The sequence below is a fragment of the Halobacillus litoralis genome, from assembly GCF_020171725.1.
Classification (GTDB): Bacteria; Bacillota; Bacilli; order Bacillales; family Halobacillaceae; genus Halobacillus; species Halobacillus litoralis_F.
On the sequence record NZ_JAIVAJ010000001.1, the window covers coordinates 1 to 26,916 of the forward strand.

The 26,916-nt window shown below is 45.7% G+C and carries 30 protein-coding genes; 27 read left to right on the forward strand and 3 right to left on the reverse strand.

The window, feature by feature from the left end; all coding sequences use genetic code 11:
• The first annotated feature begins 229 nt into the window (after nucleotides 1–229).
• From LCM20_RS00005 to LCM20_RS00040, 8 genes are all read left to right on the forward strand, one after another.
• Nucleotides 230–805, forward strand: coding sequence for a TetR/AcrR family transcriptional regulator (locus LCM20_RS00005; protein ID WP_225193375.1), 576 nt, complete (start codon nucleotides 230–232; stop codon nucleotides 803–805).
• A 41-nt stretch (nucleotides 806–846) separates the two neighbouring features.
• Nucleotides 847–1,866, forward strand: a complete 1,020-nt coding sequence (locus LCM20_RS00010) for an AbrB family transcriptional regulator (protein ID WP_225193376.1) — start codon at nucleotides 847–849, stop codon at nucleotides 1,864–1,866.
• 79 nt (nucleotides 1,867–1,945) lie between these two features.
• Nucleotides 1,946–2,551 (forward strand): alpha/beta hydrolase, encoded by a 606-nt coding sequence (locus LCM20_RS00015; protein WP_225194167.1) that lies wholly within the window; start codon nucleotides 1,946–1,948, stop codon nucleotides 2,549–2,551.
• 67 nt (nucleotides 2,552–2,618) lie between these two features.
• Complete coding sequence (locus LCM20_RS00020) at nucleotides 2,619–2,822, forward strand: DUF6501 family protein (RefSeq protein WP_225194168.1); 204 nt, start codon at nucleotides 2,619–2,621, stop codon at nucleotides 2,820–2,822.
• Nucleotides 2,823–2,985: 163 nt separating this feature from the next.
• Nucleotides 2,986–4,581: an amidohydrolase gene (locus LCM20_RS00025; protein ID WP_225193377.1), complete on the forward strand. Its 1,596-nt coding sequence runs from the start codon at nucleotides 2,986–2,988 to the stop codon at nucleotides 4,579–4,581.
• A gap of 82 nt (nucleotides 4,582–4,663) precedes the next feature.
• Entirely contained in the window at nucleotides 4,664–5,212 is a 549-nt protein-coding gene (locus tag LCM20_RS00030) for a histidine phosphatase family protein (protein WP_225193378.1), read from the forward strand.
• Between the two features lie 137 nt (nucleotides 5,213–5,349).
• Nucleotides 5,350–5,589, forward strand: a complete 240-nt coding sequence (locus LCM20_RS00035; protein WP_225193379.1) for an indolepyruvate ferredoxin oxidoreductase subunit alpha — start codon at nucleotides 5,350–5,352, stop codon at nucleotides 5,587–5,589.
• Nucleotides 5,590–5,818: 229 nt separating this feature from the next.
• Nucleotides 5,819–6,559 (forward strand): SDR family oxidoreductase, encoded by a 741-nt coding sequence (locus LCM20_RS00040; protein ID WP_225193380.1) that lies wholly within the window; start codon nucleotides 5,819–5,821, stop codon nucleotides 6,557–6,559.
• Nucleotides 6,560–6,596: 37 nt separating this feature from the next.
• Here the strand turns inward: LCM20_RS00040 and LCM20_RS00045 are convergent, their stop codons facing one another.
• Nucleotides 6,597–6,872: an acylphosphatase gene (locus tag LCM20_RS00045; protein ID WP_225193381.1), complete on the reverse strand. Its 276-nt coding sequence runs from the start codon at nucleotides 6,870–6,872 to the stop codon at nucleotides 6,597–6,599.
• 83 nt (nucleotides 6,873–6,955) lie between these two features.
• Here LCM20_RS00045 and LCM20_RS00050 point away from each other — a divergent pair, with 83 nt between their 5' ends.
• The 15 genes from LCM20_RS00050 to LCM20_RS00120 all read left to right on the forward strand — a co-directional run bounded on the left by LCM20_RS00050 (nucleotide 6,956) and on the right by LCM20_RS00120 (nucleotide 22,908).
• Nucleotides 6,956–7,936: a P1 family peptidase gene (locus LCM20_RS00050; protein ID WP_225193382.1), complete on the forward strand. Its 981-nt coding sequence runs from the start codon at nucleotides 6,956–6,958 to the stop codon at nucleotides 7,934–7,936.
• A gap of 14 nt (nucleotides 7,937–7,950) precedes the next feature.
• Nucleotides 7,951–8,787 carry an alpha/beta hydrolase gene (locus tag LCM20_RS00055; protein WP_225193383.1) on the forward strand — a complete coding sequence of 279 codons (837 nt, stop codon included), beginning with the start codon at nucleotides 7,951–7,953 and terminating at the stop codon, nucleotides 8,785–8,787.
• Nucleotides 8,788–8,802: 15 nt separating this feature from the next.
• The gene (locus LCM20_RS00060; RefSeq protein ID WP_225193384.1) at nucleotides 8,803–9,855 is read left to right on the forward strand and encodes a C45 family autoproteolytic acyltransferase/hydolase; all 1,053 of its coding nucleotides are present in this window, start codon (nucleotides 8,803–8,805) and stop codon (nucleotides 9,853–9,855) included.
• 82 nt (nucleotides 9,856–9,937) lie between these two features.
• Entirely contained in the window at nucleotides 9,938–13,516 is a 3,579-nt protein-coding gene (locus tag LCM20_RS00065) for a dynamin family protein (protein WP_225193385.1), read from the forward strand.
• Nucleotides 13,517–13,646: 130 nt separating this feature from the next.
• Nucleotides 13,647–14,129 carry a superoxide dismutase family protein gene (locus LCM20_RS00070; protein ID WP_225194169.1) on the forward strand — a complete coding sequence of 161 codons (483 nt, stop codon included), beginning with the start codon at nucleotides 13,647–13,649 and terminating at the stop codon, nucleotides 14,127–14,129.
• 236 nt (nucleotides 14,130–14,365) lie between these two features.
• Complete coding sequence (locus tag LCM20_RS00075) at nucleotides 14,366–14,566, forward strand: cold-shock protein (RefSeq protein ID WP_225193386.1); 201 nt, start codon at nucleotides 14,366–14,368, stop codon at nucleotides 14,564–14,566.
• 75 nt (nucleotides 14,567–14,641) lie between these two features.
• Complete coding sequence (locus LCM20_RS00080; RefSeq protein ID WP_225193387.1) at nucleotides 14,642–14,851, forward strand: cold-shock protein; 210 nt, start codon at nucleotides 14,642–14,644, stop codon at nucleotides 14,849–14,851.
• Between the two features lie 96 nt (nucleotides 14,852–14,947).
• On the forward strand, nucleotides 14,948–16,294 hold the full coding sequence (locus LCM20_RS00085) for a DUF2252 domain-containing protein (protein WP_225193388.1): 1,347 nt from the start codon (nucleotides 14,948–14,950) through the stop codon (nucleotides 16,292–16,294).
• Between the two features lie 68 nt (nucleotides 16,295–16,362).
• A complete protein-coding gene (locus tag LCM20_RS00090) occupies nucleotides 16,363–17,979 on the forward strand; it encodes an ABC-F family ATP-binding cassette domain-containing protein (protein ID WP_225193389.1) in 1,617 nt (538 codons plus the stop codon).
• Nucleotides 17,980–18,276: 297 nt separating this feature from the next.
• Nucleotides 18,277–19,041 (forward strand): LysM peptidoglycan-binding and 3D domain-containing protein, encoded by a 765-nt coding sequence (locus LCM20_RS00095; protein WP_225193390.1) that lies wholly within the window; start codon nucleotides 18,277–18,279, stop codon nucleotides 19,039–19,041.
• Between the two features lie 129 nt (nucleotides 19,042–19,170).
• Entirely contained in the window at nucleotides 19,171–20,169 is a 999-nt protein-coding gene (locus tag LCM20_RS00100) for a zinc-binding dehydrogenase (protein WP_225193391.1), read from the forward strand.
• Between the two features lie 141 nt (nucleotides 20,170–20,310).
• Nucleotides 20,311–20,691 (forward strand): helix-turn-helix transcriptional regulator, encoded by a 381-nt coding sequence (locus LCM20_RS00105; RefSeq protein WP_225193392.1) that lies wholly within the window; start codon nucleotides 20,311–20,313, stop codon nucleotides 20,689–20,691.
• A 20-nt stretch (nucleotides 20,692–20,711) separates the two neighbouring features.
• Nucleotides 20,712–21,695 carry an LLM class flavin-dependent oxidoreductase gene (locus LCM20_RS00110; protein WP_225193393.1) on the forward strand — a complete coding sequence of 328 codons (984 nt, stop codon included), beginning with the start codon at nucleotides 20,712–20,714 and terminating at the stop codon, nucleotides 21,693–21,695.
• Nucleotides 21,696–21,775: 80 nt separating this feature from the next.
• The gene (locus tag LCM20_RS00115) at nucleotides 21,776–21,862 is read left to right on the forward strand and encodes a YjcZ family sporulation protein (RefSeq protein ID WP_318247296.1); all 87 of its coding nucleotides are present in this window, start codon (nucleotides 21,776–21,778) and stop codon (nucleotides 21,860–21,862) included.
• Between the two features lie 182 nt (nucleotides 21,863–22,044).
• The gene (locus LCM20_RS00120; RefSeq protein ID WP_225193395.1) at nucleotides 22,045–22,908 is read left to right on the forward strand and encodes a S1 RNA-binding domain-containing protein; all 864 of its coding nucleotides are present in this window, start codon (nucleotides 22,045–22,047) and stop codon (nucleotides 22,906–22,908) included.
• A gap of 81 nt (nucleotides 22,909–22,989) precedes the next feature.
• Here LCM20_RS00120 and LCM20_RS00125 read toward each other — a convergent pair whose 3' ends face one another.
• Nucleotides 22,990–23,421, reverse strand: coding sequence for a YusW family protein (locus tag LCM20_RS00125; protein ID WP_225193396.1), 432 nt, complete (start codon nucleotides 23,419–23,421; stop codon nucleotides 22,990–22,992).
• A gap of 141 nt (nucleotides 23,422–23,562) precedes the next feature.
• Between LCM20_RS00125 and msrB the strand changes: the two genes are divergently transcribed.
• The 4 genes from msrB (at nucleotide 23,563) to LCM20_RS00145 (ending at nucleotide 26,366) form a co-directional block, all read left to right on the forward strand.
• On the forward strand, nucleotides 23,563–24,141 hold the full coding sequence (gene msrB / locus LCM20_RS00130) for a peptide-methionine (R)-S-oxide reductase MsrB (RefSeq protein ID WP_318247282.1): 579 nt from the start codon (nucleotides 23,563–23,565) through the stop codon (nucleotides 24,139–24,141).
• 117 nt (nucleotides 24,142–24,258) lie between these two features.
• Nucleotides 24,259–24,723, forward strand: a complete 465-nt coding sequence (locus LCM20_RS00135; RefSeq protein ID WP_225193397.1) for a GNAT family N-acetyltransferase — start codon at nucleotides 24,259–24,261, stop codon at nucleotides 24,721–24,723.
• Between the two features lie 67 nt (nucleotides 24,724–24,790).
• Nucleotides 24,791–25,339 carry a nitroreductase gene (locus tag LCM20_RS00140; protein WP_225193398.1) on the forward strand — a complete coding sequence of 183 codons (549 nt, stop codon included), beginning with the start codon at nucleotides 24,791–24,793 and terminating at the stop codon, nucleotides 25,337–25,339.
• A gap of 103 nt (nucleotides 25,340–25,442) precedes the next feature.
• On the forward strand, nucleotides 25,443–26,366 hold the full coding sequence (locus LCM20_RS00145) for an exonuclease domain-containing protein (RefSeq protein ID WP_225193399.1): 924 nt from the start codon (nucleotides 25,443–25,445) through the stop codon (nucleotides 26,364–26,366).
• Here LCM20_RS00145 and LCM20_RS00150 read toward each other — a convergent pair.
• Nucleotides 26,363–26,884, reverse strand: coding sequence for a hypothetical protein (locus LCM20_RS00150; RefSeq protein ID WP_225193400.1), 522 nt, complete (start codon nucleotides 26,882–26,884; stop codon nucleotides 26,363–26,365). The genes LCM20_RS00145 and LCM20_RS00150 overlap by 4 nt on opposite strands.
• Nucleotides 26,885–26,916: the final 32 nt, after the last annotated feature.

Genomic DNA, 26,916 nt, shown 5'->3' on the forward strand with positions numbered 1-26,916 from the left:
ATATTGAGCAAAAGAGGGTAAGGAGACCTCTTATCAAGGTCATTTAACGGTTTACATAAAGAAAAAATTACAAATAATGGTATTAGCGCACTATAAGACATAGTTTCTCAACAAACTGGGGACAAAGAGCAGAACCTGCTCTTTGTCCCGTTTTGCTTATTAGAGGTGTTCACACTCCTCACGACCGGCTGAAAGATGCTATAATGGTAGAAGATGAGAGGTGACACCCATGGGCAGAAAAAAAGTGCTGACAAAAGAAGATGTATTTACCGTAACGGGTGAAGTGTTGCGGGAAGAGGGACTTCATGGGGTCCATTTTAAAAATATTTCAAACAGGCTTGATGTGGGGAGAAGTACATTATACGAATATTTCTCCAATAAAGATGAACTGCTGCTCGCCTATATGAAACAGCTGATGAAAGAGATGAACGATAAAGTGGATGACATCGAAGAAGATCTCCCGCCGAACCGAAAGCTCTACAGACTGCTCTTAGTGTTACTTGAGCATGCTCAACTTCATCAAATTGATCGAATGATCCGCGACCTTCAGTCGAGTGATAAACATGCGGCGATGTTCTACAGGGATGAGCTCCATATCGACCTGATGAAAACCTATGATCTCATGCAGAAATGGATTGAGGAAGCCAAGCAGACAGGCATATGGAAAACCACTATCGACTCATCTCTGATCGGCGATTTAATCTTTCATTCCATTCTATTTCCGAACCGTGAAAGACTAGGCGTAGAACAAATGGCGGATCAGCTCTTTGAGATGATTGAATACGGCATGGAGGACCGCTCTTGATATAGGAGCGGTTTATTTCGCTTTTTTAGGAGGTGCAAGGAATGAGAATCGCCATTACATACGGGGTGGCTGTTGGTTCAGGTCTGCTCTTTTCGTTCTTACATATACCGCTTGCCTGGATACTGGGTCCCGTGACAGGGTTGTTTCTTTATAAAGTGCTCAGCCATCAGGAAACCGCCCAGTTCCCTGAGGCGAGAAACGCTGCCTTTTCCGTTCTCGGTATTCAGATTGGACTGACGTTTACCGCTGAAACGTTCTCCCTCGTGCTTCCTTACTTCTTTCCTTATACACTACTCAGTATGATCATGATTGCCGTCAGCCTTGTTTGTGCGTACGGGATAGCCAGAAGAACAGCGCTTAATTACACGACAAGCTTAATAGGAGCAGCCCCTGGAGGATTATCAGCCATGATGGCCGTAAGTGACTCCTTCAAAGGAAATACGGTCCTCGTGACCATCTTCCATACGATTCGCCTGCTGTCTGTATTGTTCATCGTGCCCTTTTTGGCTAGCAGGTGGTTTGAAGCGGATGGAACGAGTGAAGCGGCGGATCGGGCTGCAAACGGGCCCTTATGGACGATTGCCGTTTACGTTGTGCTTTTCCTCGTCTCTTATAAGGTGAAGGATTACATCCCAGCGGCACTTGTGATCATTCCGATGCTCGTTGTCGGGGGAATTCAGTCTGCAGGTATTCTGCTGTATGAGTGGCCGACGCTCATCTTCTACGGAGCGCAGGTCATCATCGGGGTGCATCTAGGTCATTCCATTACCATTGAAGACTTGAAGGCTGCCGGGAACTACAGCTTTTATTATTTCGGGCTCGCTTTGATGATGATTGCAACCGGCTGTTTGGCAGGTGTGATCTTGTCAGCCTGGACGGGTATGGGAACTCTGACAGCGCTGTTGGCGCTGGCGCCCGGTGGACTTGTCGAAATGTCGATTACAGCCGGCGAGACCGGAGCGGAACCTTCTATTGTCAGTTCGTTGCAGACGATCAGACTGCTCACGATCGTACTTTTCCTTCCTTTGCTGTTCAAGTGGCTTCTGCCCAAATTAAAGTAAACAGTCCTTTTGACAATATCTCGAATTAAAGATAAAATGGTCCCAAGTAATCAAGAACGAGAGGATGAATCATATGAAGCTGAAGCATATCTTTAAACAAGGGAAGACAAACGATGCGCCCGTGCTGTTGTTATTGCACGGAACGGGTGGAACAGAAGAGGATTTACTACCACTGGCTGGAATGATTGATTCTGATGCCTCCGTCTTATCCGTAAGAGGGAACGTTTCAGAGAGCGGAATGCCCAGGTTCTTCAAACGTCTTCGTGAGGGGGTCTTTGATGAAGAAGATCTCGTCGCCCGGACGGAAGAACTGAACGAATTCCTTGCAGAAGCATCTGAACAGTACGGGTTCGACAGGAAACAGGTCGTAGCCGTTGGATATTCAAACGGAGCGAACATCGCCGGAAGCCTGATGTTCCATTACGCCAACAGCCTGAAGGGTGCCTTGCTGTTTCATCCAATGGTCCCGCGTCGTGGAATTGAGCTTCCGGATCAATCAGGTGTACCGGTCTTTATCGGGGCAGGAGAGAATGATCCAATCTGTCCTGCGCAGGAAACAGTCGACTTGAAGGAGCTTCTCGAGAAAGCGGGGGCTGATGTAACCGATCATTGGGAGCGCATGGGGCACCGCTTGACCGAGTCTGAAGTGATGGCAGGAGCTGAGTGGTACAAAACAAATTTATAAAAGGATGATTGAGTCCTCCTCTACTTTTTTGTATGATGGAAAGACGTACTATGAAGGAGGGGAAGAAATGATCCACAAAGACTGGGAAAACAACCCTACAATCAAGCAGATTGAGTGTGTGCACAACAAGGCAGAGAAGTTCGTTGTTGATTCTGTACTCACTCCAGGGAAAGTATATGATGTGAAAAATGAAAGTGAAGAATTTTATTTTGTCATTGATAACAGCGGCCGCATGGGCGGTTTCTATAAGGACTACTTCAAGGAAGTATAACAGAGGAGCTCAGCGCTTCTCTGTTTTTTTATTTGATACGTCCAGTAGTAGGGGCCTCATTTCGTGTTGATTCAACATGATCCTACAAAATTCCTCTCTCAACGTTTACATAGCAAGCTTTACGGGGAAGGCAAAGTAGATCATTGTTAAGGAGTTGAGGTTTATGATTGTAAACAATGTCCGTATATTTGACCCGTCACAACCGGAAAGCTCGAATGAAGTGAAGGCCTTGGAGTTTGAGGGAGATAAGATCACCCGTATTTACGAGGAACCATTAGAGAACGGGGAAGGCATGATCGAAGGGGAAGGGAAGGTTCTCGCACCTTCGTTCAATGACAGTCATATGCATTTGCTGCGGTTCGGACTCTTGAAGAAAGAGTTGGATCTGACCGAGGTGACGAGCTGGAAAGAAATGAAGGAACTTGTCGAGTCCCATTATGATGAATTGGAAGAGTATGACTGGGTCTTCGGAAAAGGTTTCAATGACGCGAAGTTCACGGATATGGATCGTTTGCTGACAGCGGAGGATCTGAGTGAAATTCAAGTGAACGCCTACATTTATTTCATGCATCAGGATGGTCACGAATGTGTCATCAGCAAGCAGGCGATGGAGCTGCTCGAGAAAGAAGAGGATTTTAAACTTGAGCCTGATGAGTTTAAAGAAAAGGACGAAAATGGACATTGGACAGGAAGGTTTAAAGATACTGCCGTTCACTACATCAAGCATCATTTCTGGGGACGTTCTGTGGAAGATGCGAAGGAAGCGTTGAAGTGTGCCATGCCTTATTTGAATGAAAACGGCATTACGTCCGTTCATACGGATGATATCAACTTTATCGGATCTTATGACAAACTGTGGCAGGCGTACACGGAACTTGAACTCGAAGGTGAACTGCCGATCGACGTTCAGCTCCACCACTATATTTTCAACTTGAATGATTTACATGAATACTTAGAAGCAAATACAAAACGGACAAATGATGGGACGGATCAAGTCAAAGTGGGAGCGGTCAAAATTTTCCTCGACGGAACACAGCGTCTTCATACAGCTGCCATGAGAAACCCTTACCCGGATGCCCCTGAATCTCACGGCCGTCTCATTTATGACCAAGAGCAGCTGAATGAAATGGTGAAAACGGCAAGTCAAAACGGGATGCAGGTGGCGATGCACGCCATCGGAGACCGGGCCGTCGAGCAGGCGATTGTGGCGCTTGAGCAGGAAGAAGCGCACACCGCGCAATTCAGACATCGGATCATTCATGCGCAGACGCTTGCTCCGGACTTGATTCAACGTCTCACGAAGATCAAGCCCTATATCGAAACGCAGCCTTCCTTTTTATTAAGTGAATGGTCCGAGAAAGATCGCTGGACACCGAAAGACATCCTCCCATACTGCGATGCCTTCGAGAGCTTGAAGAAAGAAAATATCCCGCTCACACTGAGCTCAGATTTACCGATCGGTTCCATCAATCCGCTCGAGTCCATCTATGCAGCGGCGACCCGGATGGATTTAGAGGGGCGCCCTGAAGGGGGATGGATGCCTCAGGAAAGGTTATCGGTGAAAGATTCGTACCAAGGATTCACAACATTTCCGGCCGAACTCGAATATCGGGAAGAAGAAAAGGGTAGAATAAAAGCTGGTTATCAAGCGGATTTCGTTTTATTAGACAAACACCCTCTGGAAGTGGAAAAGGAAGATGTTCATCATATACAAGTCTTACAAACGTGGCACCGAGGAAAACAAGTGTATAAAAAGTGACATTTTTCCCTTGCTTTCCTTGTCAACCTTCGTTCCATAAGGGATAATAAAGATATGGTGAAGGAAAGGGGAGGAAGAAGGAATGTCAAAGCTCATTTTAGTGCGCCACAGTGAAACAGAAGGTCAGCATGAAGATTCCCCATTAACAAAGCAGGGTGTAAGGCAGTCACAAACGCTTGCACACTTTCTCAATCGATCTGGTTATGACGTAGACCGCATTATTTCCAGTCCTTTTTTACGTGCGGTGGAAACCATCAAGCCATATGCGCTCAAGAAAGGACTGCAAATCGAGACGGATGAACGGCTTCAGGAACGCATCCTTAGTCATGAACCGCTCGATGATTGGGAAGAGGTCCTTCACGACACTTTTCAAGATCACGACCTCAAGTTGAACGGTGGAGAATCTTCGAAGGAAGCCAAAGAGAGAATCACATCGTTGGTCGATGAATTGGAAGAGAAGAATGAAGGGAATGTCCTTCTTGTCACCCACGGGAACCTACTGGCTTTGCTCCTGCAGAAATACAACCGTGAAATTGGCTTTTACCAATGGAAGCGGCTGTCAAACCCGGATGTTTATGTCGTGCAGAAGCAGGGCGGGGAATATACGGTGCAGCGAGTATGGGATCAGTAAAGCCCGTACACCTAGAATAGAAATATTGCGATTTTTTTCAAGAATCGTTATCATATATTGTGGTGTTTATTTAAGCCTTAACCGGTGAATAGTAATCATAAGCACATAAATAGAAAGAGACGAAGGAGGAGAAATCAATGGCATTCGTAATTACCTCTCCGTGTAAAGATGAGAAAGCTGCGGAGTGCATGGACGTATGTCCAGTAGATTGTATTGAAGAAGGAAAAGATATGTTCTATATTGATCCTGCAATCTGTATCGACTGCGGAGCATGTGAAGCTGTGTGTCCGGTCGAAGCAATCTATATTGAAGATGAAGTACCAGAAGAAGAAGAGAAATACATCGAGATCAACCGTAAGTTCTTCGAAGAGCAATAATACGCACATAACCAAACCGCCCGCCTTGCCGGGCGGTTTTTTAATTTGCGGAAACAAACCGTTCCTTATTCAATAAGCTCTTTCTCGTTACCCTCTCCATTATTTTTATTGTTGAGTAAATGAAGATGACCTGTCAGCCTATTGAAGACCGTGTCCTACCATAATGAATGAATAACCAGATGGTCAACCGGGTAGATACATATAGTAAACCAATATTGGAGGGACTTTCATGACTCAACTAAAGAACGAAACAGCAATCATAACAGGGGCAAGCAGCGGAATTGGTATGGCGATCGCCCATCATTTGGCTAAGCAAGGAGCGAATGTCGTACTTGCTGCACGTCGCTCTGAGCGCCTGAATGAATTAAGTGACGAAATTGAAAACAAATACGGAACGAAGGCGAAAGTCGTCGAGACAGATGTAACGAACAAAGAAGATGTAGAAAACCTCGTGAAGGAATCCTTTGATACATTCGGCAGTGTCGATATTTTCGTAAACAACGCCGGTGTCATGCTGTTATCCTTCTTGAAAAATGACCACGTTGATGAATGGGAACAGATGGTTGATGTCAATATTAAAGGTGTCCTGTACGGGATTCATGCCGCTCTGCCGAAGATGCTTGAGCAAGGTTCCGGTCATATGATCAATGTATCGTCGGTAGCCGGTCACGAAGTATTTCCGTCCAGTACGGTATACAGCGCTACGAAATATGCGGTTAAAGCCCTGTCTATGGGGATGGAAAAAGAGCTTGCCTCAACAAACGTCAGAGTGACGAACATTTCACCAGGAGCCGTGGACACCGAACTGACGGAGCACATCACAGATGGTGAAGTACTGGAAATGTTCAAGGATTCAAGTATGACACCGTTGAACGCAGAGGATATTGCTTCTGCCGTCACATATGCTGTCACGCAGCCGAAAAACGTCAATGTCAATGAAATCATCGTAAGACCCGTGAATCAAGCGTAATACAGAAAAAGGACCGCAGGCATTGGCTGCGGTCCCCTTAATGTATAACCCGGAATTTCTTTTCTTCCTTTTCGATAGCCACTGTAGATACGTCCAAGTGTCGAACGCTCGCAAATGGGGTTGGTCCTTTTTCAAGCTCGTGTTGCAGGTCGTCCAACTTTTCTTGTTCCCCTTGAGCCTCGAGCTCGACGGTACCATCCGGTTTGTTTTTAACCCAGCCGACAAGATCGAGTTGTTTGGCCGTCTGCTGGATAGTGGCTCTGAACCCGACGCCTTGAACGCGTCCATGTACAATATAGTGTCGTCTCTCCATATTCAAAACACCTCCTTGTCCTCGTAGAATAGCATTCCCTGTTGGGAGGGGGAAGAAAACCTTTTTAGAAGGAGAAGGTAGGAATGAAGCAGATTACAATCAGCGAAATCGATGAATTTTTGTTCGGTCATGCAACAAATGAAGAAGCCGGTACGGGGTGTAGCGTCATCATTTGTGAAAAAGGGGCCGTCTGTGGGGTTGATGTAAGAGGCGGATCACCAGGAACGAGAGAGACGGATTTGCTGCGACCGGAAAACCTGGTTGAACGAGTACATAGTGTGTTTCTCTCTGGTGGCAGTGCGTATGGTCTTGAGGTGGCTACTGGTGTCATGCAGGCACTTGAGGAGCGGTCCATCGGTTTTGATGTACAAGTAGCAAAGGTCCCAATTGTACCGGGTGCTATCCTTTTCGACTTGACGGTTGGAAAGCCGGATGTTCGTCCGGATGCTGCCATGGGCTATCAAGCTTCCCAGTCCGCTTTTGATAAAATGCCCTTTCTGTCTGGCAACGTAGGAGCGGGTACGGGGGCGAGTGTCGGAAAGATTCTTGGTCCGAGCTATGCTATGAAAGGCGGAACGGGCTTGTTTGCTGTGCAACTGGGTAAGTTGAAAGTCGGAGCTGTGGTGGGGGTAAATGCATTCGGAGATGTGATCGATTCAGAGAACGGTCAAATCATAGCCGGTGTTCAAAAGGACGGAAGATGGCTGCGGACAGAAGACCTCCTTTTAGAACAGGTAGCAGACAAAAAGACGAACCGTTTCAGTGGCAATACGACAATCGGATGCATTGTCACGAATGCGCGTCTTACGAAATCAGAAGCAACGAAACTCGCTTCGATTGCCCAGGACGGACTTGCTCGAACGATCCGGCCTTCCCACACTTTTGTTGATGGGGACGCGTTATTCTGTCTTGCTTCAGGGAGCGTTGATGTGGACTTGAACGGCCTTTCGTCTGTCGTAACGACCGTTGTGGAGAAAGCTGTATTAGACGGTGTCCGTTCAGCTGTCTCCTCTTATGGACTGCCGGCGCACGAGGATATCAAAAGGAAACATGAACGATATTAATTGGAGGTGCTCGTATGACGAAAGAAACGTGGAAGACGTATAGAGGTCGTGATTTCTCTAAACTTCAGTACGCCTATTACGAACATAAAAAAGGAAAACAGAGGACTGCGCTCATTATGATCCACGGAATTACAGCGGAACTTGAGCATCATAAGAAACTCTCCTCGGCTCTTCAAATGGATGCGGATGTATTTCTTCCAGTCCTTAGAGGGTATGATCGATTGAATAAGCGGGGAGATCTCGACTATTTCGGGCAGTATGATGACGATCTGCTCGATTTTATTCATTATATACAGAAGCAGGGGTATGATACTGTCATTCTCGCAGGTCATTCGATGGGCTGTGCGAATATCTTAAGGCTGATTCATCATCAACCGCAGGCTGCCGATTACTATCTGTTCCTGTCCCCTTTCTTCCATCCGACGCTTCCCGTCTATCGTGACGATGCGACGGATCAGTTCAAACCGGAAACGGACGTCGATTATACGGTGTACAGCAAAAAAGCGATGCTGTTGATGACGCTTCACAAGTTCAATCTCTCTCAGTTCTCTCACAAAACGGTGGCGGAAATACCGGATGAGTTTGAAGGGCACGGGAAATTGTCGTTAAGTTTCAGGCTGCTCGCATCCAGGTTTTTAGAGAAACTTCCTGAGAATCCATTCGAAGGAATGGAGTCACGGGTGATGACGATCCTTGGAGATCAAGATGAAGTGATTCGGCCGGAGGCGTTTCTTCAATGGTATGAAGAGGCGTTTCATCAAAAGGCTCTACTCATCCAGAACACGGATCACAACCACATTTTACACGATGAAGAAATGCACCAGGAAATCGCTGGATGGCTTTCGGATTAGAAAGAAGGAATGGTAATGAAGCCTGTATTCAGTGAAGTGATCAGCTTTAGAGGGACTCACTATGCGTTTGGTAAAGCTCAAGCGGAGCGGTTGAAAGGTTCCCCTCTTCTCTCCTATCATCAAAGCCGCCGTGACCGGTCAAGAAGAAAATACACAGTGGACTTCCTGAAGGCAAGGGAGTTGTTTCTCGATTACGCTCCGAAACTATGGGAAGAGCTGGAGGGGTTAGCCGACGGGCTCCGCTGGTCACTCGATGAGGTGGTCCATGAATACAGCGGATGGCAGCAGGAATGGGAAAAAAGTGGATGCTCGATTTTCACCGCAAAAGATTTCTTAGCGCGGAATTATGATTACCATCCGAAAACCTATGAAGGGCGCTTCCTTCTTTTTCAACCGGATGAAGGGATGGCGACCATCGGGCCGGGCCAGCGGATTATCGGGAGAACCGACGGAATGAATGAGCAAGGCCTTTGTATTGGTTACAATTTCGTAAACCGGATCAAGCCTTTGGACGGGTTGATCTGCTGTACGTTAACCCGGTTCGTATTGGAGACGTGTCGAACGACAGAGGAGGCGGTTTCTCTTTTGAAAGAACTCCCGCACCGACACTCTTTCAACTACGTCATCTTCGACCGCCATCATACCTCCGCCATTGTCGAAGGGTCGCCAAGAGGTGTCGTTTCAAGGTACGGCGCTGTATGTACGAATCATTTCAGCCAGATTCCTCATGAGAACAGGCGGCATTTAGGTGACTCACACGAGCGGTTAGAGAGCCTAAGAGGTCATGAACAGAGGATTGATACGCCCGTTGATGCCTTTCATTTCCTCAACGAAACAGATGGTCCTATATTCGCAAAACAGTATGAGCAGTGGTCCGGCACGATTCATACCGCCACTTATCAAACCCCATCCTTGAAGTTGTGGTTTGGGCTCGGCGGCGATGCAAGACCGGTCTATTTTGATTTCGCCCGCTGGCTCCGAGGGGATCGCGTAACAGTGAAGCGTATCCTCGGTGCATTAGATACAACCGTTAGAATTCCATACACAGAAAAAGACGCAGGGACTTGAGAAACCCTTTACACTCACAGTAAACTATAAGTGGAACCATTTTGTAGAAAAAAGGAGACCGCTTATGACCGTCACAATGACTATGACGAAATCAACATTGTCGTATTTATATGAACGATTAAAAAAAGAAGATGAAAAAGCTGGAGAGAAAATCCTTGATCTCTTAGAAAAAATGGAAGCGGGTCAAAAGAGGATCGGATTTGCCGGGCACTTCTCAGCCGGTAAATCGACGTTGATCAACACCCTACTTGAACGTGAGCTGCTTCCTTCAAGCCCCATACCAACGAGTGCGAATATTGTCCACCTGTCTGAAGGGAAGCCCCATACGACGGCGTATTTCAAGGAATCACCTCCTTCAAGATTTGAAGGGGATCTTCCGTTTGAAACGGTCAAAGCCCTTTGCAAGGATGGAGGACAGATAACGAGGGTCGATATTACAAGGGAGGGTACAGGTCTGCCTCTGAATGTAACGCTTCTGGATACACCTGGTGTCGATTCAACGAACGACGCAGACCGGTTAATTACGGAATCTTCCCTCCATACGATGGACTTTTTGTATTATGTGATGGACTACAATCATGTTCAATCTGAAGTGAACCTGCAGTTCCTGCTCGAAATGCAGGAGCGGAATACACCATTTTCCATTGTCATCAACCAGATCGATAAACATTCCGAAGACGAACTTCCCTTCGATTCCTTCAAGCAAAGCGTATCAGATTCCCTTGCTCAGTGGGGAATCATACCGGAGTCCATCTACTTCGTGTCATTGAAAGACTTCAATTTCCCTCGTAATGAATGGGAATCATTGAACGAGGATTTCAGGCGTCAATTTACCCATTCTGAAAACGCTGACCAGCCTACTGAGGAGAAAGCCGGACAGATTCTGACTGAGAGTTTACGGCAGAAACTGAGTATCCTGGAGGAAGAATGGAGCGAGTTGGATGAATCGATTCAGGAAATCGCATCGTCTGTTCCAGATCAAGCTAAGCATCATTACCGTTCTTTTGAAGAGGTGAAAGAGGAAGCGGAGACACTCTTTCAGGAGCAGGTGCGTTCGTTTATTAAAAATGCCTATTTAATGCCGGGTCGTCTCCGTGACGATGCAGAGTCTTTCCTTCATTCGACTCAACCTGGATTCAAGGTGGGCTTTCTATTCTCTAAAAATAAAACAGAAGTAGAAAAGAATGAGAGAGAACAAACGTTTTATGATGAGCTCTGTAAGGTGGTGGAACAAAACCTTGTCTGGCCGCTGCGCGAGCGGATGTTTTCTGTGATGGAAACGCTCGATCTCCAAAGTCACAAGGTACAAGAGGTCGTCCAGAAACCGTTCCGCTATGATCGGAAGCGTCTTCATGAGCTGATCGAACCCGGCGCCCAGGTGACTGGCGCTTATGTGCTGCGCTATACCGAACAAGTAGCAAATGACTTGAAATCAAAGATGAAAGCACATATAGAAGCGTGGCAGAAAGCACTGCTTGAAGAGTTAAATCAAGAGTCAGAATCAAAAGAAAGCGAACATTCCAAGACTTATGACGCCGTTCAGAAGATGAAAGCACTCGAGGAGCAACAAGAATGTGTACAAGAGGACATTCATCATCTCAAACAGAGGTATCAAGACTGGTTAGACCATCCGGCACCTACGGAAGATATTCTTACCCTTGTTGAGACTGATTTACAGGATAGGCGAAACAAAATCATCAGCATGGATCCAGGTGACGTTGTCCAAGAGGAGAAAGAATATAAACAGGAAGAGAACGTGACACAAGATCCAGAGCGCGTTTCAACGACAAAAGGCGAAGTGCTTGAGACCATGGACCATCTTGTTCAGACAGCAGGAGACATCGACGGTCTTGAGGAGCTGTTTCGTCACTTGGAAGAAAAACGAAACCGTCTAGAGAAGCGGCGCTATACGGTGGCTTTGTTCGGAGCCTTCAGTGCTGGGAAGTCTTCGTTTGCGAACGCTCTACTAGGAGAGCCTCTCCTTCCGTCGTCCCCTAATCCGACGACGGCAACCATCAATAAGATTTCGCCTCCAGAGGAAGGGTTCGATCATAAATCGGTCAAAGTGGAAGTGAAGAGGGAGAGTGAACTGCTGGATGACCTTTATGCCGCATTAGGGAAAAGGAAGGCCGAAACGGATTCGCTTGATCACCTTTATCACGAGATTGAAAGGATGAATGACGAATCGTGGAACGACTTGAACCAGAAAAACAGATCCTTTATCCGTGCTTTTCAGGAAGGGTATTCGGAAATGAAAGAGCGGATCGGTACCACGTTTCGGATTGAGGAAGAACACTTTGAATCGTATGTCTCCGATGAACGCTATTCCTGTTTCATCGAATCCATGGAGCTTTTCTATGACAGCTATTGGACGAGAAAAGGGATCACGCTTGTTGATACACCAGGAGCGGATTCTGTGAATGCCCGCCATACGGACGTGTCGTTCGAATACATTAAAGATGCCGATGCGGTCTTGTTTGTGACGTACTATAACCATCCGTTTTCAAAAGCAGATCAGTCCTTCCTGACTCAACTTGGGCGCGTGAAGGACAGTTTCCAAATGGATAAAATGTTCTTCTTGATCAACGCAAGCGATCTCGCTTCATCTGACGAAGAACTTCAGTCGGTGGAATCGTATGTACGTGAACAGCTGCAGAACTTCCAAATCAGAAATCCCCGCCTCTTCTCGCTATCCAGTAAAAAGGCGCTGGAAAGGAAGCGGTCAACGGGCGAGGCTGCGCCGGGCCTCCAACGATTCGAGCAGCAATTCGAAGCGTTTTTAGATGAAGAGCTTCAGCAGGTCATCATCGAGTCGATGTGGGAGGACATGGACCATATCGTCGAAACGATGAAGTCGTTCATCGATTATGCCCGTCTGAATGAAGGAGAACGGGCTGAGCAGCTGTCAAGGCTTCGGAGCGGCCGTCAATCGGCTGAAGAACTTTTGAAGAAAATGGATCCGTCTTCTGAATACAATAGGATTCAGAACAAAACCGAGAAGCAGGTTCACTACGTGCACGAACGAATGATGCTGAATGGAAACGACCTGTTCAAACAGCATATCAATCCAGCTACGGTAAGCGGAAAACAGGATACACCAAAAGAAGAGTTGAAACGAGCCATTCGAGAGCTTGATGGAGAGGTGGACTATGAAAGGAAACAGGAGCTGCGTGCGGTAAGCCTTCGCTTGGAGCGGATGGTTGAAGAACGTATGCAAGAGGAAAAAGAGCGGATTACGAAAGAATTAAGAGCGATCCAAGACCATCTTTCTCTGCAAATGCCCGAATGGGAGTCGGTACAGGTTCCGTCGTTCCACCTTCAACGATTTTTTGCAGAGCAAGAGATCAAACAAATGGTGAAGATGTTCCGTAACACACGTGCCTTCTTCGAGAAGAATGAAAAAGAAGCGTTGAAAGACGCCATGCTTGAGAGTCTCTCACCTAAGTTGAAGCGTACACTGAACAAAGAGCAGACAGAAATCGAATCGTATTACCAAAGGGTTTGGGACGAGCGCTACGACTATTGTCAGAAACAATGGCTCATCCAGGTCGATGCTACCTTTGAAAGACTCGTGCATCGCCTGGAACACTCTGTTCCAGTAGAGAATTTGGAAGCGGCTTACGACAAGGTGAAAACGTTGGTTGTTCGTTCTGATTCATAATGGAACTGCATAAGCTAGTGGTAACCTCCTCCAAAGCGAAGGATTCTTCCTCCTTCTTCGCTTTGGGGGTTTTTTTCATAAAGATTGGGATCCATTCATATGATTCCTTAAAGGAGGGAGTAGATTGAGCATGACCTATTATAGACAGACGTACGCTTCAGAAACCGCACACGTCACTTTTCTTTCAAGTCCTCTGGCACCGAAACTGAAGGGAACGATGCAGTTTTATCAAATGCCATATGGTGTGGAAGTCTTCGTTCAGGTGGAGGGTCTTCCGGAATTCAAGAAAGCGAAGTCCAAGCAGGTTGGACCTCACGGCTTTCATATTCATGAAAAAGGGGCATGTGAAATAGGCGACGGGAAAGATCCCTTTACGAGTGCTGGAGGCCATTGGAACCCGGACGGCGAACCCCATGGGAATCATGCTGGAGATTTTCCTGTTCTGTTTTCCCATAAAGGAAGGGCGCGTATGATCTTCTTTACCGATCGATTCAACGTGAAGGATATCATTGGAAAAGCGGTCATCATTCACGAAGGTCCGGACGACTATCAGTCACAGCCAAGTGGTGCTTCAGGGAAACGCATTGCCTGTGGCGTCGTAGAAAAAGGATAAATATTGGTATAAATGGGAAGAGGTTTGTATATACTACTTGTGTAGGCTGTTAAGAGCGCTGCCTTGACTTCACCGGTGAGTCATAGTATAGTTATCTATAAGGAAAAAGAATACCAAACCCAAAAGTCACCTATTATAAAGAGTGATCAACGCGATTGGTACTTTTTATAATATGTGATTTTTTCTATTTTGCAAAACGCATATTAATTTTAAGAAATATTGGAGGATCCATTCCTATGAAAACAGGTACAGTGAAGTGGTTCAACGCGGAAAAAGGTTTCGGTTTTATCGAGGTGCAGGGAGAAGACGACGTATTCGTTCACTTCAGCGCAATCAATGAGGAAGGCTTCAAGTCCCTTGAAGAAGGTCAGGCTGTAGAGTTCGAAGTTACAGAAGGCAACCGCGGACCACAAGCTGCAAACGTTAAGAAACTGTAAAGACAACATAAAAAAAGACTGGCTTTTTGGGAGTCAGTCTTTTTTACATAATTTATGTCTAGAGGAGGCTCACCGATGGCGTTCGGTAAAAAGAATCAGGCAGAAATTAAAGAAGAAGACACAAAAATCTGGGTATGTGAATCCGACGATTGTAATTGCTGGATGAGAGATAACTTCAGAACGAATGAAGAAAACACTTGTCCGATGTGTGGAAGCAAAATGGTACAAGAAAACAAAGTTTTGCAAGTTGTTGAGAATAACAGCCTTTATTACAAAAATAAATAATGCGTAAAAAGCGGCAGCCTTATGAGGCTGTCGCTTTTTCGTTTATTGAAAGAGAGTGAAGGGAAAAGTTATACATTAGTTGAAGGAGGGAACAAGATGGATCACCAATTAGAGCAGGTCATCACGACAAAAGAAGAACTTCGCAAAAAGACGATTCATGCGATACTTGAGCAGTTTGACGGTCATCTTATGAAACTGTCGAAATCGAGCCGTAAAAAGAAATACGATAAAATGCGTATGGATCCTTACAGCTTCTTCAGGGGAAGTGCCTATTTATTTTTCTTCGACGTCACGGACTTGCCGTTCGCTTTTCATACGGCGGATGACAAGCCGACGTGGATCATGGGGGACATGCATGCCGATAATTTCAGTGGCTTTCAGAATGAAGACCACCAAATCGTCTTTGATGTAGATGATTTCGATGAGGGCTACCTGGGCTCTTATTTATATGACGTCCTTCGCATGACGACAAGTATCCGGTTGATGACCTCAAGTCATGGTTGGACGGAAGAAGAACAGGATGATTTTGTCCATAAATACTTAAAGACCTATGTGAAACAATTGGAGTCGTTTCATAACGGGGAAGAGAACCCTGTCGACCTCTCCTTCACCGCCGAAAATACGAAAGGTCCGATTCGAAAGACGTTGAAGAAGCTTGAGAAGCGGAAGCAGACGCATGAATTGGATAAACAGACGATCGTCGATCATGATTCCATACGTTCATTTGATATTGGCAAAGAGAAACTTTCCTCTGTCTCGAAACAAGAGCGCAATGACCTTCGAAATGCCTGGGGCGACTACATAGCTTCGCTCGACCCAGATGCGAGACAGGAAGACTCCTTTTATGAGATCAAAGACGTCGTGAAGAAGAAGGGTTCAGGCATCGGATCGACAGGTCTCGAACGGTATTATATCTTAATTGACGGCCATGATTCCGATCAACATCACGATGATATCATTCTGGAAGCGAAAGAAGCGCGTACACCGATTCCGGCTTATTTCTTCACTTATGATGAACAATTTTGGCAGGATAACAAACACCAGGGCAGGCGGGTCGCACATACCCAAAGAGCCATGCACCACAAAGCGGATCCATATCTCGGATATTTCTCCTTCAATGGGCGTGACTTTTATGTACGGGAGCGGTCTCCATTTTCAAAGGAGCTGAAGGACAAGCATTGGGAGGACTATAAAGACGTCAAACGGACCGTGAAGACGATGGCGAAGATCAGTGCGAAAGTCCATGCGCGTGCCGATCAGGACATCGAAGAGGGTGTGATGAGCTACCACAGCGAGGAAGCGATATTAGAATCAATCGGAAAAGATAAGAAACTGTTCCGTCATCAGCTTAATGTCTGGTCGAGATATTATCAGTCTGTCGTCGAGCAGGACTTCGAATTGTTCAAACAATGGCTGGTAGAACAAGAATACTTCAAATCCTGATTGTTATCCCCTCCGGTACAATGATATAATCGATCTGGTGTACTTTTATAAACTGGAGGATTTCTATTATGCTAAACGTAAACAACGTAAGTCTTCGCTTTGGTGATCAGAAGTTATTTGAAGACGTTAATATAAAATTCACACCCGGTAACTGTTACGGGTTGATCGGAGCAAACGGTGCGGGTAAATCCACGTTCCTTAAAATTTTGAGTGGTGAATTGGAACCTCAAACAGGTGAAGTCTCGTTGAAGAAGGATCAGCGACTTGCTGTATTGAAACAGAACCACTTTGAGTATGACGAGTACAAAGTTCTTGAAACGGTCATTATGGGTCACACACGCCTTTATGATGTCATGCAGGAGAAAGATGCCATCTATATGAAAGGTGAATTTACAGAAGAGGACGGCATGCGTGCTGCTGAACTTGAAGGTGAGTTTGCTGAAATGAACGGTTGGGAAGCGGAATCAGACGCTGCACGTCTCTTAACGGGACTCGGCATTACTGAAGACCTTCACGACAAGCAGATGGCAGACCTTCAAGGTTCTGAAAAAGTGAAAGTGCTTCTTGCGCAGGCGCTGTTCGGTAATCCGGATGTTCTTCTTCTCGATGAGCCGACCAACCACTTGGACATTAAAGCGATCCAATGGCTTGAAGATTTCTTGATCGACTTTGAGAACACTGTGATCGTCGTCTCGCACGACCGTCACTTCCTGAATAACGTTTGTACCCACATTGCAGACCTTGACTTCGGTAAGATTCAAGTTTATGTCGGAAACTATGATTTCTGGTATGAATCCAGTCAGCTTGCTATGAAGATGTCTCAAGAGCAGAATAAAAAGAAAGAAGAAAAAATCAACGAGTTGAAAGAGTTCATCGCACGATTCAGCGCGAATGCCTCCAAGTCGAAACAGGCGACTTCCCGTAAGAAGCAGCTTGAGAAGATTTCACTCGATGATATTCAGCCTTCTTCACGTAAATATCCGTATATCGCCTTCAAGGCCGACCGTGAAATCGGTAATGACATGCTGACAGTCGAGAACTTGTCTAAGACGATCGATGGCGAAAAAGTACTGGACAACGTAAGCTTCACATTGAACCCGAATGATAAAGTCGCGCTTGTCGGGGCAAATGAAGCGGCTAAGACGGCTTTATTCGAAATTCTGATGGGGAACATGGAAGCAGACGAAGGAACATTTAAATGGGGTGTCACGACGTCTCAGAGCTACTTCCCGAAAGACAACTCCGAGTTCTTCGAAGGATCGAAGCTGAACCTTGTAGAATGGTTGAGACAGTATTCACCGGAAGACGAAACGGAAACATTCCTAAGAAGCTTCCTTGGAAGAATGCTCTTCTCAGGTGAAGAAGCACTGAAGAACGCGAGCGTTCTTTCAGGAGGCGAAAAAGTTCGCTGTATGTTGTCTAAAATGATGCTCTCTGGTTCCAACGTTCTTCTGCTCGATGAACCAACAAACCACCTTGATCTTGAATCCATTACGTCCTTGAACAAAGGATTGATCAACTTCAAAGGTTCGGTCATCTTCGCTTCACACGACCATGAGTTCATTCAGACGATCGCCAACCGTATCATTGAGATTACACCAAGCGGTAAGGTCATGAACAAAGAAATGACGTATGATGAATACCTTGAGGACAGCGACGTTCAAAAGCAGCTCGCTTCCATGTAAAGAGAAAGTCTGCCTGATGAGGCAGACTTTTTTCTTTTTTTAATCGTTTCCGTAAAAGTCGAATCCAACCCAAAGCCCTGTGTACAACGTGTCATATTCTACCGAATGGACAAGCTTGGGGGCTTGTTTTGATTGAAAATGACATGCGTTTTTGGGTATGTCATCTCCTTGCAATTTTCCTGTTATGATTGATAAGAAACTGTTATTCTCCTGTTCTTCCCTTCCGGTTTGAATCTGATAATGTTGTAGCCATAAGGTTATCCGATGGGTAACACCTACTTATGGGGAGGCAGATTAATGAAAAAAATGATTGTTTCAACATTGATGACTGTTGCGTTTGTTCTTCTTATGGCTACTGCTGTCCATGCCGATTCTTATACGATCAAGAAAGGTGACACACTTTGGGGTATTGCCGAAAAGTACAACGTTACGGTCCATCAATTGAAGAGCTGGAACAACCTCTCATCGAATCTCATTTATCCGAGTCAAACTTTAGAGCTTTCTCAAAAAACGCAGGCGGCTTCAACATATAAAGTGCGAAAAGGCGATACGCTGTGGTCGATCGCAGAAGCGGGCGGAACGACGGTTCAGCACCTCATGAACAAAAATGACTTGTCCTCTACCGTCATCCATCCAGGTGAAGTTCTCGTTACAAGCGGTCAGGGATCCTATGCAGCAAGCTCACAGTCATCAAAGCCAGCTGAAACGAAGACACAGTCATCGTCCTCAACGAGTTCGACTCAACAAACGTCACAAGCAAGTGATGCTGTACATACCTTTACGGCAGAAGCTACGGCCTATACGGCTTTTTGTAACGGATGCAGCGGCGTAACAGCGACGGGCATCGATTTAAGGGCCAATCCGAACCAAAAAGTCATTGCCGTTGACCCGAATGTGATTCCTTTAGGATCTAAAGTCCATGTAGAAGGCTATGGAACGGCGATTGCCGGAGACACAGGAGGAGCCATTGATGGGAACCGGATCGATGTATTCATCCCTAACCGAAGTGAAGCTTTACAGTTCGGAAGAAGATCGGTGACGGTCAAAGTATTAAGTAATTAAGTAAAACCCCCTTACACGCGTAAGGGGGTTTTTTATGTAGGGAACGACGTAGCATTCATAAAGCTAGCGTTTTCGTTTCGCTTTTTGATAGACTTAAACTCAACTATACATACTGGAGGGATGATCGTAATGAAAGCAATCGTACATGAAGGAAAAGACGGATTTGAAGGTTTATCTGTACAAAACGTAGAGGAGCCTTCCGTATCGGAAAACGAAGTGAAAATAAAGGTGAAGGCAGCGGGCATGAATCGTCGTGATGTCGCGGTCGTAACGAAGCGGCACAAGGGTGCATCAGAGCCTTTAATTCCAGGCTCTGATGCTTCAGGTATTGTAGTAAAAACCGGAGAACACGTCACACGTTTTGCTGTCGGGGATGAAGTGATCGTCAATCCAGGCTTAGGATGGAAGCATAACAGTGACGCTCCTCCTGAAGGATTTGAAATCGTCGGACTTCCTGATCACGGGACGTTTGCGGAGTACTATACGTGTACAGACGAGCACGTAGAGAAAAAGCCTGGACATCTTTCTTTTGAGGAAGCGGCTGTACTGCCTCTAGCTGCGCTTACTGCGTATCGCGCGCTGTTTACAAAAGGAAAATTGAAAGAAGGACAGACGGTTATGCTGCCTGGTATCGGGAGCGGCGTTCTGACCTGTGCACTCCTTTTTGCCAAAGCAGTCGGAGCACGTGTAATCGTAACCTCTCGTTCTGAGGAGAAGCTGAGTAAGGCGAAGGAACTCGGAGCGGATGTGGCGGTCCTGACAGAGCATGACTGGGCGGAGGAATTGAAGGGTGAAACCGTAGATTTGCTGCTTGAAAGCATTGGGAAAGCAACATTTGAGAAGTCACTTGGAATCATCCGAAAAGGAGGAACGATCGTCACATTCGGGGCGACAACAGAAGACGAAGTGACCTTTAACATCCGCCAGTTTTTCTATGGTCAATACCAACTTCTCGGCTCAACGATGGGGAGTGCGGAAGAGTTGAAAGAAATGCTCACGTTTGTTGAGGAGCATCAGATTAAGCCTCAACTGGATCGAACGTTCAATCTCGATGACTATCAGCATGCTTTTCAGTACATTCAACAAAGTGAAAACTTCGGAAAAATCGGCTTCAAAGTCAGGGATTAATTCTTATTGATACTTAGTAGCAACTCCGAATGATCCAATAAAAAACCGATCATCAACCGAACGAATGTGCGTATTAGTGGACAACAAACCCTCTCTTTCATGTAAAATATATGTAACTATACATAGAGGGAGGGGAGAACGTTGTCACACAAAAACAACCCGAAACGTTTTGCACTCAACATGAGCGCGGCGCAGTTCACAAAGTTTTACATTATGCATCTACTGCAAGTCTCTCAGCCTAAGATCAGCGAACATTTTAAAGCAGAGTTCAAGAAGCTTACAAAGAACTGGATTCCGGCACCATCCACTTTGCTGGATACGCTTCATGAGATGACAGAAGAAGGGTTATTATACCGCAAAGAAGATTATAAGTCACATGAGAAAAAAAGGCAGAAGGTGTACTGGTACTACTTAACGGACCAAGGGAAAGAAGAGTTCGACGTACTGAAGAAACGTTATAAAATCCTTTTCGAAGAACAAATCGATATATTAGAACGCATTATGAAAGACGTTTATCGCTAATGCATCAAGGAGGATCACCGATGAAATGGAGCGTCTTGGATCAAACCCCCATATCTAAAGGGCAGACGGCCACAGAAGCGTTGCAGGAGACGATTGAGCTTGCCCAGTGGACAGAAGAGCTTGGGTTTCATCGCTACTGGGTGGCCGAACACCATAATACGAATGGCCTTGCCGGAAGTTCGCCGGAGATTTTAATCGGGCAGATCGCAGCCCGTACCCATCGGATCCGTGTCGGATCCGGTGGCGTTCTCCTGCCCCAATACAGTCCGCTCAAAGTGGCTGAACAGTTTCGTATGCTTGAAGCCTTCTATCCTGGCAGAATAGACCTCGGAATGGGACGTTCACCTGGCGGCGGAAAGAAAACGCGGAACGCTTTGACAGATGGTCTGGAAAAGTCTTTGAGTTCGTTCTCACGTCAGGTTAAAGAGGTCCACCACTTTTTATACGACGATGTACCGAAAGGACACGATCATTACGGTGTACACGCAAGGCCGGATACGGCGAGCCAGCCGGAGACGTGGGTGCTAGGGCTGACAGAGCGCGGCGCAAAGCATGCAGCTGTGAACGGGACAGGCTTTACCTTTGGTCATTTTATCAATCCGGCGTTTGCTGAAGACGTCTTGAATACGTATCGAGAAAGATTCAAGCCTTCACGCGCCTTTTCCACCCCACACGTGAATGCAGCCATTTTTGTCATATGTGCGGAAACGGAAGAGGAGGCCGATGAGCTGGCATTAAGTCAGGACATGTGGCTTTTGCAGGTTGAAAAAGGTCTGGACACGCGGGTTCCGTCCGTAGAGGAGGTCAAAGCCCATTCCTTTACCGAGCGTGAAAAAGAAAAGATCAAGGAAAATCGTAAACGGTGTATCATCGGGACGAAAGAATATGTTCACGAGAAGCTTTCAGAGCTTGCGAATAAGTACGGCGTAGATGAATGGCTCATCATCTGCAATATTTTCGATTTTCAGAAGAAAAAGGAGAGCTACCGTCTCCTGACTGAATGAAGTGACGTTAAAAAGAATCCGCGAACACCCAGACCATCTTCCTTCTTTTTTCATATAAAGAAGAAAAGGAGGGAATGGAAATGAGTCAAGGTTATGGTGGAGGATTTGCGTTACTTGTTGTTCTGTTTATTCTACTTGTGATCATCGGGGCTTCCTGGTGGTACTAAGATCCTTAGCGGGCTGATTCATTCCGCCCGGCACGAACCCGGACGATGCGTCGTCCGGGTTTTGTTATGACTGCCTCTGTTTACTTTTTTGATACATAATGGTGAACATTGTCGATTTAACAGCCAGTTTTGTGTAAACTAAGGGGTGGAGTATTATTGTGTGTAAAGGAAGGCGGAATATCATGACTCAATTACGGTTAGGTACAATTGAGACAGCAGTCGTCAAGAAGAAAATCACGAACGGATTCGTACTGACAATCGGGACAGAAGAAATTGTTCTACCTGATGAAGCTGTTGTAGACGAAATAGAACTGGAACAAGAAATAGACGTATTTTTATATGCTGATAAAAAAGGAAAGATGACAGCGACAATGGAGGAGCCGGTCGCGACAAGAGAGTCCTATGGCTGGGCTGAAGTCGTAGAAGTTCTGCCGATCGGCGCTTTTGTTGACATCGGACTCGAGGATAAGGAAATTCTCGTATCAAAAGATGATCTCCCGCTTCTTCAATCGGTATGGCCAAAAGCAGGAGATCACCTGTTTGTCAGCCTCGAAGTGGATAAAAAAGGACGACTCTTAGCAGAACCGATCTCTGAAGAAGAAGTGATGGATGACTTAGAGCGTGCGCCTGAGAACCTGATGAATCAAGAAGTCACAGCCCGCGTGTACCGCGCTACGAAAGCAGGGTCCGCCGTTCTTACAGGAGAGGGATATAGAGGCTTCATCCATCCAACAGAACGGAAAGACGAGCCAAGACTTGGCGAGACCGTTCAGGCAAGAGTCATCGATGTGAAAGAGGATGGAACGATCAACTTGTCCCTGCGCCCTCTGAAACAGGAAAGCCAGAAGGAAGATGCGGAAGTCATTTTCGACTATCTTCAGGAAAATGATGGAGTCATGCACCTGCACGACAAGAGCGATCCCGACGAAATACGTGACACGTTCCAAATTAGTAAAGGCGCTTTCAAGCGAGCGTTAGGAAAGCTCATGAAAGAAAATAAAATCGAACAAAAAGATGGACGAACCGTCATTAAACACGACTCTTGATTCAAACTTAGTAGCAACTCCGAACACAAATTTAAAAAACAAATCAATAAGCCTCCAGGAGTTGATCTCCTGAGGCTTATTTTAGTATTCGTAATGCTTGACCAGCCCGCTATCAAATTCCACATCAAGAGCAAAATTCTCAAAGGAAGTCTTCAAACCTAACAAGTTCAATACCTCTTGAACGACTTCTTGTTCAGGTGTATCCTCATCGAAACTCATTTCACTTAAACGGGGGGAGAGCTGATTAAACGCTTCTTCACCCATAATACGCTGGTCTTTTAATTCTTGAATCTCAGCGATTTTTTGATACTGATCAAAATGTACTTTGTAGCTCAATGCTTTTTCATAATCCACCAAAAGGTTAAATCGAATGTAATTGAACAGAGGCTCTGTCTGATCACTTTGATCGTAACTTATGGGAGTGGTATCCAAGGGAGGGTCCTCGACTGCTTGTTGGTTCTGTCCACATCCGGTCAGCAAGAAGAGAACCAGGAGCACGATATATATCCTCATTCTTTTCCTCCTCTCTATGCTTTTCCATCAGGATGCCCGAATACCGGAAAGTTCATAAGGCTGGAGCACAACATTTTTTGAAGGAGCCTCATTGGTGTTAAAATGGGGTTAAGAAAGATACCTCATAAAGGAGGAGAAAAGGTGAGAAAATCAATGCTGTGGTTAACTGTCGTAGCTGCCGTCCTCCTCGTCGTCATCGCTCCATGGACCGTGAACCGATTATCAGGAGAAAGCGCAGGATCGACTTCTTCGGATTCTCTTACGGTACAGACACATGATGGGGAGAGCAAGACGTACACGCAAAAAGAATTAAAAGAAATGCTCACGGACATTCAATATAAAGTGACACAACAGGATGGAACAGAAAAAGCGTTTGATAATGCATACTGGGATACGAAAGAAGCTGGCATTTACGTTGATATCGTTTCAGGGGAGCCGCTTTTCAGTTCTACGGATAAGTATAAATCCGGAACAGGCTGGCCAAGCTTTACGAAACCGCTGGAACCCGACAATATCATTACGAAAGACGACCCTGGAATCTTTGGAGTCCGTACCGAAGTTCGAAGCAAGCATGGCGATTCCCATCTCGGACACGTTTTTGAAGACGGACCTGAACCAACCGGTCTCAGATACTGCATGAATTCAGCTGCTCTTGAGTTTATTCCAAAGGATGAGCTTAGTGATCGTGGATATGGAGAATACGAAAGACTTTTTGATTAAAGGATAGCCTTGAGGCTGTCCTTTTTTCGTGCTATTACAAAAGGAGACGATCGATTCAATTTGAGCAATCTATATTTTCCTTATATGATAAAGGAAATACATAGGAGGTTTTTGAATATGGTTACCTTAAGGGGATTAACACAAGGCGAGTTCGATTCGGTGATGAAGGATGAAATGAAACACTACGCAGGTGAGAAAGTAAAGGCTGGTACGTGGACCGAAGATGAAGCGATGACGCTATCTAAGGAGACCTTTCAAAATCTATTACCAGACGGTCACAAGACAAGACATCACGACTTTCTCGGCATTGATCATGATGATGTCTTCATCGGGTATTTCTGGTATAACTTTGATCCGGAGCATAAACAGAAGCAGGCTTTTATCTACAACTTCCTGATTTTCGAATCAGAGCAGGGAAAAGGCTACGGAGAAGCTGCATTAAGAGCGCTCGAAAGTTACCTTAAAGGTCAAGGGGTAGATAAACTAGCCTTGCACGTATTCGGGCACAATCAGCGTGCCATCAACTTGTATAAAAAGCTTGAGTTCCAAGTGACGAATATCAATATGTCCAAGCAACTTTAAAAAGGAAAGTTGACAGAAAAATTGAGAACTATTATCATTTATTTAGAAACGAAAAGTAGGTGAGAGTATGGAAAAGGTTCAATCAGATTTAGCAAAAGTGATTCGTGAGCGCCGCTCCGTAAAAAATGGCTATACAGACAAGGAAGTACCCGCTTCCTTAGTAAAAGAATTATTAGAGGATGCTCGTTGGGCTCCCACGCATGGCATGCGTGAGCCTTGGCGTTTTATCTTCATCTCTAGTGAAAGAAAATCATCATTTGTAGAGGATTTCGTAAGTCTTTTCCCTAAGGACCAGCAGGAACAGAAGCGTGAAACCTTCAATAGGCCTGCCGCTTTCCTATTTGCGGTCATGAACGAGGATCCTCGTCAGAAGCAGTGGGAGGAAAACTTCGCAGCCATAAGCTGTATGCTGCAGAACTTCCAGCTTCTTGCATGGGAAAGAGATCTCGGCGTCTGCTGGAAAACACCTCCTCAAATCAATGATCCTAAATTCCGTGAGATGATGGGTGTTCAACCAGGTGAGAAAATAGTCGGGTTCATTCATTTAGGTTACTTTGATCAGGAACCGAAGCAGAAAACCCGTAAACCGGTTGATGACATCTTCTCAACCTATTAACATATGAAACCCACTTCTTTAGCGAGGAGTGGGTTTATTTATGAAAGGTTACGCTTCGCTATCACAAGGGTATGAAAATACTGAGGAGAAAGGAGACCCATCCATGAACTTTATTGCTCTAGACTTCGAGACGGCTAATTCATCAAGAAGCAGCGTCTGCTCAATCGGCCTGGTCGAATATGAAGACGGAAAGATGAAACGCGAATATTACCGTCTCGTTAAGCCTAAACAAAGCTATTTTGCCCCTATCAATATAAGCATTCACGGAATAAGACCTGAAGATGTAGAAGATTCCTATGAGTTTCATGAACTGTGGGAAGAGGAAATAAAAGAGATCATCGAAGGGAAGCTTGTGATTGCCCATAACGCCCAGTTCGATATGTCCGTGTTACGCGCTGTACTCGACCAGTACAACCTTCCTTATCCGATGATTGCCTTTAACTGTACGGTAAACATCTCGAAAAAGACGTGGAGACTGCCTAAATACAACTTGAAAGCCGTTTCCGACCATCTGGGAATCGACTTGAATCACCACCAGGCTCTTGATGATGCCAGGGCTTCCGCGAGAATCTTTTTAGAAGCCGCTAAAGAAATGAAAGCAGCAACAGCCAAGGAGCTTGTTGAGAAGACGCAGACCTCTAATGGGATGATGTATGAAAATAGCTACGAACCAGCTCGAAAGCAGGCACGCCGCCGCAAGAAGCCATCGTCCGTCCCGTATATGGCTGCGACCCAAGCTGACACATCCCATCCCTTTTACGGATCAAGTTTTGTTTTGACAGGTCGGATGAAGGGCTTGAAGAGAGAGCAGGCGATTGAGAGGATCCAGCAAAAGGGTGGAATTGTCCATACGAACGTAGAATCGACGACGAATTTTGTTGTGATGGGGGAAACAACCTATCAAGACTACCTGAACGGAAATAAGACGATTAAAATTGAACAAGCCGAACAATTACTTGCTCAAGGTCACTCGATTGAGCTGATCGATGAAAAAGGATTTAAAAACCAGCTGAACGAGAAGGGTTAATGTCTCTTCGTCAGCTGGTTTTTTCTTTTCAAAAGGATAGGATGAACGGCTTTCAGCGTAAGGGGAAGTTCGCCGAGGTTGATGCCCGCTCCGTAATAAAAGGACTGCCAGACCACCTTTGTACAATACTGGATTTCAGGAGTGCTGCCTAAACCCGTGTTCACTTTGTACAACGCACTTGGAAATTGTTTATATAAAGACTCTGCGTAAAGGGCAGCTTCGTGACCTACTTCAAGTTCATGAGGAGCATAGACGTCGATCCTTCTCATGAATTTTTCATAGTAATGCTCAAGAGGATCCTTTACAAGACCTGCTGGTACAGAATGGATGACGTGCTCATCTGTCGTTACGATGCCGACGTGTCCGACGTATTTGGATTCTCTTCTGCCAACTGGAGAAAAAAGAAGGTCTCCCGGCCTGTGTGTCGAATTGAATGAAGTAGGTGCATAGGCTTTTTTCGTTGTTATGCGCAACAATACAGCTGTGAATGCTATAAATAGAACGATGATTCTTCTCAAGAGAGGATGCCTCCTTTATTCGTAGTGTACAA

Coding starts and splice junctions, on each gene's coding strand:
- LCM20_RS00100 (WP_225193391.1), top strand. CDS start 19,171: ATGAAAGCAATCGTACATGAAGGAAAAGACGGATTTGAAGGTTTATCT.
- LCM20_RS00110 (WP_225193393.1), top strand. CDS start 20,712: ATGAAATGGAGCGTCTTGGATCAAACCCCCATATCTAAAGGGCAGACG.
- LCM20_RS00055 (WP_225193383.1), top strand. CDS start 7,951: ATGACGAAAGAAACGTGGAAGACGTATAGAGGTCGTGATTTCTCTAAA.
- LCM20_RS00135 (WP_225193397.1), top strand. CDS start 24,259: ATGGTTACCTTAAGGGGATTAACACAAGGCGAGTTCGATTCGGTGATG.
- LCM20_RS00095 (WP_225193390.1), top strand. CDS start 18,277: ATGAAAAAAATGATTGTTTCAACATTGATGACTGTTGCGTTTGTTCTT.
- LCM20_RS00115 (WP_318247296.1), top strand. CDS start 21,776: ATGAGTCAAGGTTATGGTGGAGGATTTGCGTTACTTGTTGTTCTGTTT.
- LCM20_RS00045 (WP_225193381.1), bottom strand. CDS start 6,872: ATGGAGAGACGACACTATATTGTACATGGACGCGTTCAAGGCGTCGGG.
- LCM20_RS00085 (WP_225193388.1), top strand. CDS start 14,948: ATGGATCACCAATTAGAGCAGGTCATCACGACAAAAGAAGAACTTCGC.
- LCM20_RS00065 (WP_225193385.1), top strand. CDS start 9,938: ATGACGAAATCAACATTGTCGTATTTATATGAACGATTAAAAAAAGAA.
- LCM20_RS00005 (WP_225193375.1), top strand. CDS start 230: ATGGGCAGAAAAAAAGTGCTGACAAAAGAAGATGTATTTACCGTAACG.
- LCM20_RS00020 (WP_225194168.1), top strand. CDS start 2,619: ATGATCCACAAAGACTGGGAAAACAACCCTACAATCAAGCAGATTGAG.
- LCM20_RS00030 (WP_225193378.1), top strand. CDS start 4,664: ATGTCAAAGCTCATTTTAGTGCGCCACAGTGAAACAGAAGGTCAGCAT.
- LCM20_RS00125 (WP_225193396.1), bottom strand. CDS start 23,421: ATGAGGATATATATCGTGCTCCTGGTTCTCTTCTTGCTGACCGGATGT.
- LCM20_RS00145 (WP_225193399.1), top strand. CDS start 25,443: ATGAACTTTATTGCTCTAGACTTCGAGACGGCTAATTCATCAAGAAGC.
- LCM20_RS00090 (WP_225193389.1), top strand. CDS start 16,363: ATGCTAAACGTAAACAACGTAAGTCTTCGCTTTGGTGATCAGAAGTTA.
- LCM20_RS00075 (WP_225193386.1), top strand. CDS start 14,366: ATGAAAACAGGTACAGTGAAGTGGTTCAACGCGGAAAAAGGTTTCGGT.
- LCM20_RS00035 (WP_225193379.1), top strand. CDS start 5,350: ATGGCATTCGTAATTACCTCTCCGTGTAAAGATGAGAAAGCTGCGGAG.
- LCM20_RS00010 (WP_225193376.1), top strand. CDS start 847: ATGAGAATCGCCATTACATACGGGGTGGCTGTTGGTTCAGGTCTGCTC.
- LCM20_RS00040 (WP_225193380.1), top strand. CDS start 5,819: ATGACTCAACTAAAGAACGAAACAGCAATCATAACAGGGGCAAGCAGC.
- LCM20_RS00080 (WP_225193387.1), top strand. CDS start 14,642: ATGGCGTTCGGTAAAAAGAATCAGGCAGAAATTAAAGAAGAAGACACA.
- LCM20_RS00070 (WP_225194169.1), top strand. CDS start 13,647: ATGACCTATTATAGACAGACGTACGCTTCAGAAACCGCACACGTCACT.
- LCM20_RS00140 (WP_225193398.1), top strand. CDS start 24,791: ATGGAAAAGGTTCAATCAGATTTAGCAAAAGTGATTCGTGAGCGCCGC.
- LCM20_RS00120 (WP_225193395.1), top strand. CDS start 22,045: ATGACTCAATTACGGTTAGGTACAATTGAGACAGCAGTCGTCAAGAAG.
- LCM20_RS00060 (WP_225193384.1), top strand. CDS start 8,803: ATGAAGCCTGTATTCAGTGAAGTGATCAGCTTTAGAGGGACTCACTAT.
- LCM20_RS00050 (WP_225193382.1), top strand. CDS start 6,956: ATGAAGCAGATTACAATCAGCGAAATCGATGAATTTTTGTTCGGTCAT.
- LCM20_RS00025 (WP_225193377.1), top strand. CDS start 2,986: ATGATTGTAAACAATGTCCGTATATTTGACCCGTCACAACCGGAAAGC.